This window comes from Streptomyces sp. NPDC058470 (genome assembly GCF_042721055.1).
GTDB lineage: Bacteria > Actinomycetota > Actinomycetes > Streptomycetales > Streptomycetaceae > Streptomyces.
In genome coordinates this window covers 137,896-150,625 of record NZ_JBHXMF010000007.1, presented here as the reverse complement: position 1 = coordinate 150,625, position 12,730 = coordinate 137,896, and the positions used below count along the sequence as shown (strand labels likewise).

Below are 12,730 nucleotides of genomic sequence, written 5' to 3'. Positions count from 1 at the left end.
TCCGATCACGGTACCGACCAACCTGCAGAACCACCGCACGACAGGGACGCCATGACGACCAACGCACCGATCACGGTACCGACCAACCTGCAGAACCACCGCACGACAGGGACGCCATGACAGCCGACGCATCCCTCGTGTCCGACAAGGGCCTCGACACCCGACTCGTCGTCGACCGCGGCTCCTTCCACCTCGACGTCACGCTCACCGCCGCCCCCGGCGACGTCGTCGCGCTCCTCGGCCCGAACGGCGCCGGCAAGACCACCGCACTACGTGCCCTGGCCGGACTCACGCCGCTCTCGACCGGCGGTCATCTACGCCTGGACGGCAGCGACTTGGACCGTACGCCGCCCGAGTCCCGTCCCGTCGGCGTCGTCTTCCAGGACTATCTGCTCTTCCCGCACCTCACCGCACTCGACAACGTCGCCTTCGGGCCGCGCTGCCAGGGCGTGTCGAAGGCGGAGGCCCGCGCCCAGGCGGCCGGCTGGCTGGACCGGATGGGCCTGGCCGACCACGGGGGCGCCAAGCCCCGCCGGCTGTCCGGCGGTCAGGCCCAGCGCGTCGCCCTCGCCCGCGCGCTGGCCACCCACCCCAGGCTGCTCCTGCTCGACGAACCGCTCGCCGCGCTCGACGCCCGTACCCGCCTCGACGTACGGGCCCAACTCCGGCGCCATCTCGCCGACTTCGAGGCCGTGGCCATACTGGTGACACACGACCCGCTGGACGCGATGGTGCTCGCGGACCGGCTGGTCGTCATCGAGGACGGCCGCGCGGTCCAGGACGGAACCCCGTCGGACATCGCGCGCCACCCGCGCACCGACTACATCGCCCAGCTCGTCGGTCTCAACCTCTACCGGGGCCGGGCGGACGGCCACACGGTACGGCTGGACGCGGGCCCGGCGATCACGACGACCGAGGACCTCACCGGTCCCGTCTTCGTCGCCTTCCCGCCGAGCGCCGTCACCCTCCACCGCGACCGCCCCACCGGCTCCAGCGCACGCAATCTGTGGAGTTGCGAGGTCGGCGGCCTGGAAACACACGGCGACCAGATCCGCGCGGACCTCACCGGCGAACTCCCGCTGGCCGCCGACCTCACCACCGTCGCCGCCGCCGAACTCGATCTGCACCCCGGCGCGCCCGTCTGGGCGACCGTGAAGGCAGTGCAGACGCACGCGTATCCGGCGTGAGCGGCCACGAACATCCCCCTCAAGTCCCGCGATCCGCTAAAAGAGACCCTGTGACACCGACCCCTCGCAATTCCGAGACCCCCGCCCCCGGCACCCCGGCGCTGGCCACCGCCCTGGGCATGCAACGGCACCCGGAAGGCGGCTGGTTCGTCGAAACATGGCGGTCGCCGCAGACCTTCCGTCCCGACGGCTACACCGGCCCCCGCGCCGCGGCCACCGCGATCCACTTCCTGCTCGCCCCCGGCGACACCTCCGCCTGGCACACGGTCCGTTCCGACGAACTCTGGCTCTGGCACCGCGGCGGCCCCCTGGAACTCCTCCTCGGCGGCGACGCCGACCAGCCGGACAAGGCCCCCGAAGTCATCCGCCTCGGCCCGGACGTGGAGAACGGCGAACGCCCCCAGGCTCTCGTCCCCGGCGGCACCTGGCAGTCCGCCCACCCGGCAACCGACCAGGAGGTCCTGGTCAGCTGCATCGTGGCGCCGGGCTTCGACTACGCGGACTTCCGACTCATCGACTCCCGGGACTGAGCACCGCGGCTGTGAACGTTTCTTCGACCCACGAAGAAGTGATCCCAGCCCCTCGGCCGGGCGCCCTGCCCAAAATCCCTCCAGGTTCCGGAGACCCGACCACCGGAACCTGTTCACCGAGGACTCTGCCGAGCACTGACGCTCCGGACGAGAAGGGGGCGGGCCGCGAGCTCCGGCGTCATCCTTCGTCACCGGTGCCCGGTAGGCGCCCCCGGAGCGCGCAGTGCCGTCTCGATCCGCGCAAGCCAGTGCTCAACGGGACCGAGTGACAGCAAACCGCTTGCCGCGCCCGCGAGTTCGGCGGTGGCCGGGCGGAGGCGGGCGTGGGTCCGGGCCAGAACCCGGCGGTCGCCGAGGGCCAGCGCGGCGGTGGCCTCCAGGCAGGTCAGGGCCTCGTACAACAGGTCCCGGGGCGGCTCAGGCACGGCATCCAGCGCGACGGCCGCCTCCGCCCGGCGGCCGGCCTCCAGGAGGGCCAGCGGCTCGACCCAGGGGCGGTACGGGCCCCAGTCCGCGCGCGGGTCCGCGCCGCTCGGCGGCACCCGGAGGCTCAGCAGGGCCAGGGCGAGGAGCCCGCGGTCCAGGCCGGGCATCCCGGCGCCGTCCAGCCGCGCGGCGGCGGCCCGGTACGCGGCCTCGGCCCGTTCCCGGTGATCCGAGGCCGCCAGCCGCAGTGCCGCGTACCACTCGGTGAACACCCCCACCAGCGGCAGGTCGTGACGCTCCGCCAGGAGGTCCGCCGCGGCGGCGTGTTCGTCCGCCGTACGGAAGTCGGCGAGGGCACTGCGGGACTGGACCCGGATGAGATGACCGAGGACCTCGAAGGTCGTCAGGCCGTGCCGGGCGGACAGGGCGATCAGTTCCGCGCCGATCCCGTCCCGCCGTGCGGCGAGGCCGGCCCGGGTGAAGGACTGCATGAACGTCCCGTTCAGGGCGAACACCAACAGCGCCGGGTCGTCGAGACGGCGGGCGATCGCCTCCGCCTCGCGGGCGGCCTCCGGTCCGCGGGGCGCGTGCGTACCGCGCATCTCCAGCGCGATGGTGGCGAGCAGGCGGCAACGCGCCCCGTCGTACGCCGGGTCCCTCGGCAGGGCGGCGAGGGTGCGCTCGGCCGCCGCGACGAGGCGCTCGGCGAGCTCCGGGTCATCGGCTCGCGTCCAGATCGCGGGGACGTCGTACGCGCCGATCACCCGCGCGGTCAGCTCCACGTCACCGGTCTCCTCCGCCGCCGCGACCACCGCCATACGGTGCTCCCGCGCCGCCTCCAGCCCCCCGCCGCCCGTCACCGCGAGGTTCCGCATCAGGCCGACAGCGGACTCCAGCCGGGCCCGCGGCCCCGCACCGACGGCACGGTCATAGGCGGCGGAGGCCTGTGTCCAGACCTGCGCGGCGGCGTCGAGGTGCGGGCCGTGGGGTTCTTCGCCCCCTCCGCCCCTACCCATCCCGTACCTGGGGGCTCCGCCCCCAGACCCCCGTTCTGCCTGAACGACCTGGTCCTCACACGCCGGACGGGCTGGAGTCAGCCCCTCCGGCGTTCGAGGAGCGGGGTCTGGGGCGGAGCCCCAGGAAGAGGGGATGGGCAGGGGCGGAGGGGGCGAAGAACCACCCCCGTCCAACCCCGGCGCCTGCGCCAAGATGTCCGCCTCCAGCCGCCGCAGCCCGGGCCCAGGGTCCAGCCCCAACTGGTCGGCCAACGCGACCCGCGCCCGCCGCAGCACAGCGAGCGCATCCGCCTGCCGCCCCACCCGGTAAAGCGCGAGGGAGAGCAGCCCCCAGGCACCCTCACGCCAGGGATGCTCGGCGACGTACGCATCGAGATCGGCAACCGCCTCCCCCGCACGGCCCAGCGCAAGCTGAGCCGCAGCCCGCCCCTCGACGGCCTGAAGCCGAAGCTCGGCCAGCCGGGCGCTTTCCGCCCGAGCCCACCCTTCCCCCGCGAACTCGACGTACGCGGGCCCCCGCCACCACCCGAGGGCCTCCTCCAGCCGTCCGAGCGCCTCCTCGGCGGGCAGCTTCACGGCATCCGCGACAGCCGCCTCGAACCGCCACGCGTCCACCGCGTCCGGCGCGGCACGCAAGGCGTATCCGGTCCCCTCGGTGACCAGCAGCCGGGCCGGCGCCCGCGGTGGCCGCTCCGGTTCCAGGGCCCGGCGGAGCGCGCCGACGAAGGTCTGCAGCGCACCCACGGCGCCCGTCGACGGGTCCTCCCACAGGTCGTCGACCAGCCGGACGAAAGGCACGACCCGCCGACGGGCCACGATCAGCCGGGCGAGCACGGCCCGGTGCCGCGGCCCCTTCAACGCGAGCGAGCCCCCGTCCCGCTCTGCCACGACGGCCCCGAGCACCCCGAAGACGACCCGCTGCTCCACGCCACCACCCTCTCCGGCCGCCCACCCGTCACCGTACGCGCGCTGATTCACCGCTGATTCACGCCCGGCAAGCTCAAGGCGTCCTGCTCCCGCACCCTTCCGAGAGGCAGAAACCCATGCCCCCGAGCACACCCCCGACCATCCCGGGCTTCGCCTACCACCGCATCCCGGTCGCCACCGACGTGTCCCTGAATGTCGCCGTCGGCGGCTCCGGCGGCACCCCCGTCGTCCTCCTCCACGGCTTCCCGCAGACCCACCTGATGTGGCGGCATGTCGCCGCCGACCTCGCCGCCGACCACCTGGTCATCTGCCCCGACCTGCGCGGCTACGGCGCCAGCGACAAGCCGGCCGAGCCCGCGGAGAACGCGGACCCGACGACGTACTCCAAGCGCACCATGGCCGCCGACATCGTCATGCTCGCCCGCGCACTGGGGTACGACCGCTTCGCCCTGGTCGGCCACGACCGGGGGGCGCTCGTCGCCATCCGTGCCGGGCTCGACCACCCCGACACGGTCACCCATCTCGCCTCGCTCGACGTGCTGCCCACGCTGGACATGTGGGACGTGCTGCACGGCACGACCGCGGCGGTCGCCTTCCACCTGTACCTGATGGCCCAGCCGCCGGGTCTGCCGGAGCAACTGATCGGCGCGGCGCCGGACGCGTTCTTCGGCCACTTCCTCGACCAGTGGACACGGGATTCGGAGTCGGCGGCCATCCCGGACGACATCCGCGCCGCCTACCTCAAGGCCTCCCGCGAGGCGGTGCCGTCAATCGTCGCCGACTACCGTGCCTCCGCCGGTATCGACATCGAACACGACCTGACCGACCGCGAGTCCGGCAACCGGCTGCGGATGCCGGTCACCGTCCTTCAGCAGGACTGGGGCGCGGCGCTCGGTTTCGACGCCGCCGCCCGGTGGGCCGCCTGGGCGACCGACCTGCGCCACCGCACCGTCTCCTGCGGCCACTTCATGGCGGAGGAGGCACCCGCCGAAGTCACCGAGGCGGTACGGGATCTGCTCACCCGGACCCCCTGACAGGCGCCCCCGTACCCCCCGTACCCCCCGTACCCCCCGAAACTCTCTTAGCGCCTTTGTGACGTCGGACGCCGGTTGCGGATCACTCAGCGTGGGCATGACCCGTAGGCAGGACCGGCCGCGCACCGTATCGCGCGGGTCCCGGTTGGCGGGGGGTCCGACCGCCGGGAATGCCGACCGTCCTGGAGGGGAGTGAGGTGTCATGCGTGCGCATGAGCGCGCCGTCCGGCAGACCGCCCGCGTCGAGTACACACTGCCGCGCACAGCAGTGTCGGCGGGGAGGGCCCGCAGACTCACCTCGGCGTTCCTCACCCGGCCGCGGATGGACGCGCCGACCGCCGACCAGGTGGACGACGCCACGCTGATAGCTTCCGAACTCGTCGCGAACGCCGTCCGGCACGGCCGTACCGGCTGTCGGCTGCGCCTTCAGGTGGCGCACGGCGAGGTGACGGTGGAGGTGCACGACGACAGCCCCGGCCGGCCCAGTGTCGGCCCGCTGGACACCGACTCGGAGAGCGGCCGCGGTCTCGCGATGGTCCAGCATCTCGCCCATCGCCTGGAGGTCGTCAGCACCGGCTTCGGCGGCAAGACGGTCCGCGCGGTCCTGGCGGTGTGAGCGACCGTTCCGGCCGTGTGCGCCCGGGAGGGTGACGCGGCGCGGCCCGCCGACCGGCGTAGGCCGATGATCACCCCACGCGCATGTAGAGACGAACCATGCGCCTCTCTCGTATCTCCCGCTTCCTGCGCGTACCCCGTACTCGGAAAGTCCGGGTGTCGGCCGTGGCAGCGACGGCGGTCGCGGGCGCTGCGCTGACCGCGGTGCTCATCGCAGGAAGCGGGGACGACAGCGCGGGCTCCGGTTCGCGTGCCGACTCCGCGGACGAGGACCGGCGCACGGCGATGGCGCTGACCCGGTTCCGGACATCCACGGCCGCCGGCCCCTCGGAGGTCACCGTGCGGCTCCCCTCCGCGGGGAGCGGGACGGTGACGGTGCGCGCCGTGGCCGACCATCGCCTGCACCGGGCGGTCGGGGTGTACGAGGTGACGGACGACGGCCACATCATGCGTGGCCTGCTCGCCTGGGACCTGGAGGGCGTCGCCGTGGCCGGGTCTCCGGCGTCGGCCCCCGACAACACCCTTGCCACCAAGGCGAGACCGGCCGCCCCGGGCCCGGTGACCACCGCCGTCCAGGCGGCGCGTCGGGCAAGCACTTTGAAGTCCGGCCACTGGGCCCGCCATCCCTACGGGACCGCTCCGCTGGACCAGGCACTGCGTCTGGCGCTGACCGTGACCGCGGACCGCCCGGCGAGCGTGTCCGTGACCGCGGACGGCCCGGCGAGCACCCGGCTCCCCGTCGAATCCCCGCGGTTGGCGCCCCCCGCCCCGGGCGGCGGCAGCGCCCACCCCGAAGCCTCGGCGCTCGCCCAGACCTACTCCGTCGACGCGGTCGGCGACCTGCGCCGGGTCACGGCCGAGGTCGCCCCCGGTCGGAAGGCAACGGTGGATTTCGCGAAGACCCGGGCTCGCGCAGGCGTCCCGAGCGCGCCGTGGAGCTGATGCCCGGGCGCGGAGACTACGCCGGTTCGGCCGTCCAGTCGGTGCGCGTGGGGGGCTGCGTCGGCGCGGCGGCCGTGCGGCAGACGAACCCGAGGCGGGTGAGCGCGCGGGCCACCTCGAACTCGGTGAAGTCGCGGCGGTCCTGCCGGGTGATGATCTCGCCGACCTGCTTGACGGGGTAGGTAAGCGGACCGATGACCACGGACGCGCCGGTGACGGCTTCGGGCTGGACGTCCGCCATCGAGTGCTCGACCTCGCCCTTGATGAGGTCGAAGGGGAAACGGGCGATCACACAACGCATGGGTGCCTCCGCGAGGGAAGTTTCCGAGCACCGGAAAGGAGGCACGGCGTCACGGGAAATTCGCCGGAAATTTAATGCGGGAATAAACAAAAAGCAGGTGGCCGGGACCCGCACCTCAGGGTGCAGGTCCCGGCCACCTGTAAGCGTCGGCCGACTCAGGAGTCAGGCGTCAGCGGGGGTCCCGGACTAGGCGGGGACGATGTTCTCCGCCTGGGGGCCCTTCTGGCCCTGGGTGACGTCGAAGGTCACCTTCTGGCCTTCCTGGAGCTCACGGAAGCCCTGGGTGGCGATGTTCGAGTAGTGGGCGAAGACGTCGGCGCCGCCGCCGTCCTGCTCGATGAAGCCGAAGCCCTTTTCCGCGTTGAACCACTTCACGGTGCCAGTAGCCATGTCAAATCTCCTTCGGGGCAAAGCTCGAGGACCCACACTGTGTGGGTCCGCGTCTGCGCGATGTTGCCCCCTCCGGATAAGCACCGGATATTCAGAAGCCGACTTCCCGGTACGGACCGGAAAGCAAGCTCCAAGACTTTGGGAACCACAACTGCAACTGATATCGACACTAGCACGGGACGGGCGCGGAGGGGGCGCACTATCTCACCCGTCTCGGGGGAATAAAGAAACTCCCCGCACTGCACTCCAATTTCTCCATCTGTCAGGACAGATATTCACCCCCGTCGGAGGCAGTGATCACCTGCCGTGCGCCGTCGGCGGGCGCGCTCCCGACTTGCCGGGCCCCGCCGCCCGCGGTGCGCTGGGGGCATGACGACCGAGCCCGGCGCGGTCCGGGAGACCTTCGCGTTCGCCTGCGGGAACTGCGGGCACAGCTGGCAGGCGACGTTCCGGCTGATGTTCTTCACCGACCCGCTCGACCCGCTCGACCCGACGGGACAGACCACTCAGGAGTACGTCGACGAGGACGGCGCCGCCATCAGGTCACCGCTCACCGACGCGGTGTGCGGGAAGTGCGGGAGCCGACGGGTCCGAGTGTCGGCCTCCTGACCGGACCGACCCGGCGGGCCCTGCTTCTCCGTGGGCTGACCCACCCGCCGGGCCCGGGTGCCGACCTCCCCACCGACCCGCCAGGCCCTGGCGCCGACTGGCTGACCCACCCGCCGGATCCGGGTGCCGACTGGCTGACCCACCTCACGGCTCGGGTGCCGACCTCCCCACCAACCCGCCAGTCCCTGGCGCCGGCCCACCCCACGGCCCGGGACTCACCCGGACGGACCGGTGCGCTGGTGGGGGCGGAGGTCCGGTGGTGGCGTGGGGGAACCGCCGCGTTCTCAGGAGGCCCCCGCCATGAACCCTCGTCCGTCCCGTGTCCTCGCCTCCACTGCTCTTGCCGCCGCGCTGACGGTGGGCGTACTGGTGTCGGTGTCCGCCTGCTCGGTCTTCGAGCAACCCGGCGAGGAGGCGACCGACGAAAGGGTCACGGCGTCTCCCGCCGCCCCGTCGTCCCCCGCCGCGTCCGCCACCCCCTCGCTCACCGTCACACAGGCGCACGACGCCCTGCTCGGCCCCACCGAACTGGGCGAGCGGTGGTCGGCGACGCAGGGCGGGGCGACCTGGCGGGACGGTCTCCTCAAGGGCAGGACGGACGTCGCGGACTGTCAGCGGCTGCTCGACGGCCTGTACGCCGAGGATCTGCTCGGGAAGCCGAAGGGCGCCGGCGCGGTCGTCGGCCTCGACGAGAGCGACAGCGAGGCGCAGTTGCGCTACCAGGTGGCCGCGTACGGCGGACCGGCGGAAGTGGACGCGAAGATGGCCTGGCTGCGGACGCTGCCGGTGAAGTGCGCGGAGTTCACGTCCACCGATGTCCGGGGCGGGCGGCAGACGGTGACGGTCGTCCCGGCGAAACTGCCCGGTGTGGGTGACGCCCGCGAGGGACTGCGGATGACCATGAGCGGTGAGGGCGATCCGTACGGCGAGACCTCGACGTTGACACTGGACTTCGCCGCCGTGCGGGTCGGCGACCGGGCCGTCTCCCTCACCAACGGCGGACTCGGCGGCGCCGAGGAGGACTTCACGAACCGGGCGATCGAACTGGGCACCCAGCGCCTCCAGGACGTCCTCGCGAAGAAGTCCCCGGCACCCCGCCCCTCCGCCCGTCCCTCCGGCCGTCCCTCCGGCCGTCCCTCTGTCCGCCCCTCCGCCGGTCCCTCCGCCGGTCCCTCCGCCGGTCCCTCTGTCCGCCCCTCCGCCCGACAGGGCTGACCACAGCGGGAGTTCGTCCGGGCTTCGGAACAGGCTCTACGCCATGCTCCCCATGCGCTCCACGGCCTCCTTCGCCTCCTTGAGGCCGGCACCCGTAGCCGCCCGGTAGGCCTTGATCGCCTGGATCTTCTTGCCGTCCCACAGAAACGCGGCCACCTCCGCCAACTCGGAATCGTCCTCGTGGATGCCGAGGTGGCCGATGATCAGGTCGAGCTTCTTTTCGACTCGGGCGATTCTGCGGTCGGTCCGGCTGAGCTTGGTTTCCAGCCCCGCGACACTCGCAAACACGATCGCGGCGACGACCAGGAGTCCTGTCATTTCCATGGTGCGGGATCCTAGGCGGCGACGACGCGCGCGCCCACCCCGCCCAACAGGCCCGGCAGCGTGGCCCGTTCGGCCTCCGAGAGCGGGGCGATAGAGGTCACGGGCCCGTAGCCGTCGGTGCCGCCGCGTCCCCGGCGGGCGTGGCCGCGGAGGGTGTTGTCGACAGCTCGGGCGTGGCCGCGGAAGGTGTTGTCGACAGCTCGGGCGTCGCTGTGGGCGCCGTGCCCTCGATGTCGACCACCGAGCCCACCGCCAGCTGCCCGTACAGCCACTCCGCGTCGCTCATGCGCAGGCCGATCCAGCCGGACGTGCGGTCGTAGACGCCGGGGGCCTTCTCGTCGTAGGAGAGAGCGGCGATGTAGTTCGTCCTGCCGTCGGCGGCGAGGAGTTCGATGAACCAGGAGACCTTGAGGTCGTAGCCGGGGCCGACGATGTCCTCGCTGGGCATCACCTTCGTGCTCGCCTTGGCGGTGACCGTCATCCGGCCTGTCGCCGTGGGTGTCTCCAAGGCGCCGGAGGAGACCGGCAGTTCGCGGCCCGCGACGGTGACCACCCGCCGGGACAGGTTGACCGTGGCGTCCGGCGTCGCGGGAACACTGGGCGTTCCGGTGGGGCTCCCCGCCGGGGACGGGTGCCGGTCCGCGGCTCCGCCGCCCAGGTTCAGCGCCACGACGAGGGCGAGCGCAGCCGCGGCGGAGGCGCCGACGGCAGTCGCAGCCGTACGGCGGTGGCGTCGGCGGCGTGCCGCCCTGCCGCGGATCTCCGCGCCGGACAGCGCCGGAGGTGTCTCACCGGCGGCGGCCAACTCGCGCAGTTCCGCCGTGAGTTCGGAGGTGAGTTCATCGGACACGGTCGTCCTCCCGCTCCCCTTCGCCGACCGACCCGGAGGAACCGGCCGAGCCCGCGCCGCCCGTCGAGTCCGTCGTGAGCTCCCGCGCCAGCGCCGCCCGGCCACGGGACAGCCGGGCCTTGACCGTCCCCACGGGGGCGCCGGTTTCGGAGGCTACCTGCTCGACACTCAGGTCGCACAGATGGTGCAGGACCAGCGCCATCCGCTGCGGTTCGGGCAGTGTGCGCAACGCGGCGACCAGGGTGGCGCGTTCCGGGTCGGGCCCGGGGACGTGCTGCGGCGGCGGATTCCTGCGCACCAGTTCCAGCCAGCGGCGCGCACGGCGCCAGCGGCTCACCGCGAGCCGCATCGCCACGGTCCGTATCCACGCCTCCGGCGCCCCGTCGAGCAGGAACTCCCGGCGCTGGTCCCAGGCGCGGACGAACGCCTCCTGGACCACGTCCTGTGCCTCGCCGTGATCCCCGGTGAAGGCGTAGAGCTGGCCGGTCAGCCGGGGGAACGCGGTCGCGTAGAACGCGTCGAACTCGTCCTCTGTCATGCCCCCCGCCGGAGTTTCCGGAAAATCCCACGTCCCGTGCAACCCGGCGGTCGGTGCCGTGCGTACAGGTCCCGTACGTCGCACATCGAAACACATCACAGGGGGATCGGGATGACCACGGGGACCAGAACGACCGCGAGGACCGGGGGAGTGCGGAGCGGCCGGGCGGCGCGCGCAGTGAGCGCGGCGGCCTTGTGCGTGCTCGCGCTCGCGGGCTGTTCGGCACAGGCGGTGGCCGGGGGGACACCGCAGGAGCCGAACGCCCGGGTGGCGGAGGCGAAGCCGAGTGTCACGGCGAAGCCCACGCCCACGCAGACGCCGCTCAGGGCGTTGGACGGCGCGCACATCAATATCGCCGACGGACAGACCATGGGTGTCGGTATGCCGATATCCGTCACCTTCGACCACGCGATACCTGCCGCCGAACGGGCCGCCACCGAGCGGCAGTTGAGGGTCTCGGCCGATGTCGAGGGCTCCTGGAGCTGGGTCAAGGACCGCAATCTTCTCGACGGGCAGCGCGTCGACTTCCGTCCGCGCGAGTACTGGAGTCCTGATGCCGAGGTCACCGTCCGGGCGGGCTCCGGGATCACCCGGCACTTCACCGTCGGCCGTTCGCTCGTCGCCACGGTCGACGTCCGCAGCCACACCATGACGGTGGTCAAGGACGGCCGGACCCGGACCGTTCCGGTCACCGCGGGCGCCCCGGGCATGGACACCTGGAACGGCACGATGGTCGTCTCCGACAAGCAGCGCGAGGTCTTCATGGACTCACGCACGGTCAACTACGGCGACGCGTACGCGGGTTACTACTCCTACGCCGTCCACCTCACCACCTCGGGCACCTACCTCCACGAGAACCCGAAGGCCAACACGTATGCGGGCAACCAGAACGTCACGCACGGCTGCGTCGGGCTCGCGACGGACGGCACGGCGAAGCGGTTCTACGACGAGGTCATCCCCGGCGATGTCGTCGAGGTCGTCGGCTCGAAGGACACCGTCGACGTCGGCAACGGCTACGGCGACTGGAACGCGAGCTGGGAGCAGTGGCGGGCGGGCAGCGCGCTGACGTGACACACCGGCCGAAGAAATCCGGTGCCTGTGTCATCCCGGCTGCGGCCGCCGGGAGTTCTGACGGGTGGAGAGGCGCTCTCCGACCCACAGCAGTGCTCGTCCCACAGCAGTGCTCGTCCCACAGCAGCACTGGTCTCACTCATCCGGATCCTCAAGGGTCCGCGCAACACGAGGAGTTGTCCGTCCATGACACGGATGTCCACGACACGGATACAGAAGTACGTCGCCATCGCGGCGGTCGCCGCCGCGCTGGTGGCCGTGCCCACGGCGTCGTACGCCGCCGCGCCGGGGAGGGCGGCGTACGACACCGCCAGGCAGACGCCTTCGGCACAGATCGTCGCCCCCGGCGAGCACGTCACGGGCGGCGAACCCGGCTTCGAGCTCTGGCTCACCGAGGAGGGCAAGCACTGGACCACACCTGACGATCCCGAGCCGCAGTTCCGCAGCGTGGTCGACGGGAACATCGACCTCGGCCGGCCGGGCGTCTCGGTCCAGGCGGAGGGCGTTCAGGGGCACTACGTCCTCTCCGGCCTGTACTACGGCGGCAAGGGCACCGCCTCGCGGGTCGCCGTCGAGACCTCGGTCGGGACCGTGCACGGCAAGCTGCTGGAGCTGGCGGGCAGGCCGGGCTGGGGCGTCTGGTACGCCACCGCCGACGTGCCGGTGAGCGATGAGGGTGGCTTCGACGCCTTCCACTCCGTCACCGTCTACGACACCAGAGGCCGGGTCTACTCCCAGCTGAAGCTGAACTGAGC

The 12,730-nt window shown here is 72.2% G+C and carries 15 protein-coding genes; 9 read left to right on the top strand and 6 right to left on the bottom strand.

The genetic code is table 11. The annotated features are described in order from the left end of the window. Positions 1-116: 116 nt before the first annotated feature. Both ACFWP7_RS07625 and ACFWP7_RS07620 read left to right on the top strand, forming a co-directional pair. The gene (locus ACFWP7_RS07625; RefSeq protein ID WP_384377571.1) at positions 117-1,187 is read left to right on the top strand and encodes an ABC transporter ATP-binding protein; all 1,071 of its coding nucleotides are present in this window, start codon (positions 117-119) and stop codon (positions 1,185-1,187) included. A 50-nt stretch (positions 1,188-1,237) separates the two neighbouring features. Beyond that, a complete protein-coding gene (locus tag ACFWP7_RS07620) occupies positions 1,238-1,717 on the top strand; it encodes a cupin domain-containing protein (protein ID WP_384377568.1) in 480 nt (159 codons plus the stop codon). A 188-nt stretch (positions 1,718-1,905) separates the two neighbouring features. On the opposite strand, the gene ACFWP7_RS07615 is transcribed toward ACFWP7_RS07620, so the two are convergent. Further along, positions 1,906-4,086: a BTAD domain-containing putative transcriptional regulator gene (locus ACFWP7_RS07615; RefSeq protein ID WP_384377565.1), complete on the bottom strand. Its 2,181-nt coding sequence runs from the start codon at positions 4,084-4,086 to the stop codon at positions 1,906-1,908. A 116-nt stretch (positions 4,087-4,202) separates the two neighbouring features. On the opposite strand from ACFWP7_RS07615, the gene ACFWP7_RS07610 reads away from it, so the two are divergent. The 3 genes from ACFWP7_RS07610 to ACFWP7_RS07600 all read left to right on the top strand — a co-directional run bounded on the left by ACFWP7_RS07610 (position 4,203) and on the right by ACFWP7_RS07600 (position 6,677). Continuing rightward, positions 4,203-5,120, top strand: coding sequence for an alpha/beta fold hydrolase (locus ACFWP7_RS07610; protein WP_384377562.1), 918 nt, complete (start codon positions 4,203-4,205; stop codon positions 5,118-5,120). Positions 5,121-5,322: 202 nt separating this feature from the next. After that, complete coding sequence (locus tag ACFWP7_RS07605; RefSeq protein ID WP_384377559.1) at positions 5,323-5,736, top strand: ATP-binding protein; 414 nt, start codon at positions 5,323-5,325, stop codon at positions 5,734-5,736. Between the two features lie 164 nt (positions 5,737-5,900). Beyond that, the gene (locus ACFWP7_RS07600; protein WP_384377556.1) at positions 5,901-6,677 is read left to right on the top strand and encodes a hypothetical protein; all 777 of its coding nucleotides are present in this window, start codon (positions 5,901-5,903) and stop codon (positions 6,675-6,677) included. A gap of 16 nt (positions 6,678-6,693) precedes the next feature. Here the strand turns inward: ACFWP7_RS07600 and ACFWP7_RS07595 are convergent, their stop codons facing one another. Further along, entirely contained in the window at positions 6,694-6,978 is a 285-nt protein-coding gene (locus tag ACFWP7_RS07595; protein ID WP_384377553.1) for an SCO5918 family protein, read from the bottom strand. A gap of 186 nt (positions 6,979-7,164) precedes the next feature. After that, entirely contained in the window at positions 7,165-7,368 is a 204-nt protein-coding gene (locus ACFWP7_RS07590) for a cold-shock protein (RefSeq protein ID WP_010986199.1), read from the bottom strand. 369 nt (positions 7,369-7,737) lie between these two features. On the opposite strand from ACFWP7_RS07590, the gene ACFWP7_RS07585 reads away from it, so the two are divergent. Then, positions 7,738-7,977, top strand: coding sequence for a hypothetical protein (locus ACFWP7_RS07585; protein ID WP_384377550.1), 240 nt, complete (start codon positions 7,738-7,740; stop codon positions 7,975-7,977). A gap of 300 nt (positions 7,978-8,277) precedes the next feature. Further along, positions 8,278-9,192, top strand: a complete 915-nt coding sequence (locus ACFWP7_RS07580) for a PT domain-containing protein (RefSeq protein WP_384377547.1) — start codon at positions 8,278-8,280, stop codon at positions 9,190-9,192. A 36-nt stretch (positions 9,193-9,228) separates the two neighbouring features. Here ACFWP7_RS07580 and ACFWP7_RS07575 read toward each other — a convergent pair whose 3' ends face one another. The 3 genes from ACFWP7_RS07575 to ACFWP7_RS07565 form a co-directional block, all read right to left on the bottom strand. Beyond that, on the bottom strand, positions 9,229-9,516 hold the full coding sequence (locus ACFWP7_RS07575; RefSeq protein WP_384377544.1) for a ribosomal protein L7/L12: 288 nt from the start codon (positions 9,514-9,516) through the stop codon (positions 9,229-9,231). 97 nt (positions 9,517-9,613) lie between these two features. Further along, a complete protein-coding gene (locus ACFWP7_RS07570; protein ID WP_384377541.1) occupies positions 9,614-10,366 on the bottom strand; it encodes a L,D-transpeptidase in 753 nt (250 codons plus the stop codon). Then, positions 10,356-10,904 (bottom strand): SigE family RNA polymerase sigma factor, encoded by a 549-nt coding sequence (locus ACFWP7_RS07565; protein WP_384377538.1) that lies wholly within the window; start codon positions 10,902-10,904, stop codon positions 10,356-10,358. Before ACFWP7_RS07565 ends, ACFWP7_RS07570 begins: the two co-directional genes overlap by 11 nt. Before the next feature lie 111 nt (positions 10,905-11,015). Between ACFWP7_RS07565 and ACFWP7_RS07560 the strand changes: the two genes are divergently transcribed. Further along, positions 11,016-11,975 carry a L,D-transpeptidase gene (locus ACFWP7_RS07560; protein ID WP_384377535.1) on the top strand — a complete coding sequence of 320 codons (960 nt, stop codon included), beginning with the start codon at positions 11,016-11,018 and terminating at the stop codon, positions 11,973-11,975. A 186-nt stretch (positions 11,976-12,161) separates the two neighbouring features. Next, entirely contained in the window at positions 12,162-12,728 is a 567-nt protein-coding gene (locus tag ACFWP7_RS07555) for a hypothetical protein (protein ID WP_384377532.1), read from the top strand. The last annotated feature ends 2 nt before the right edge of the window (positions 12,729-12,730 follow it).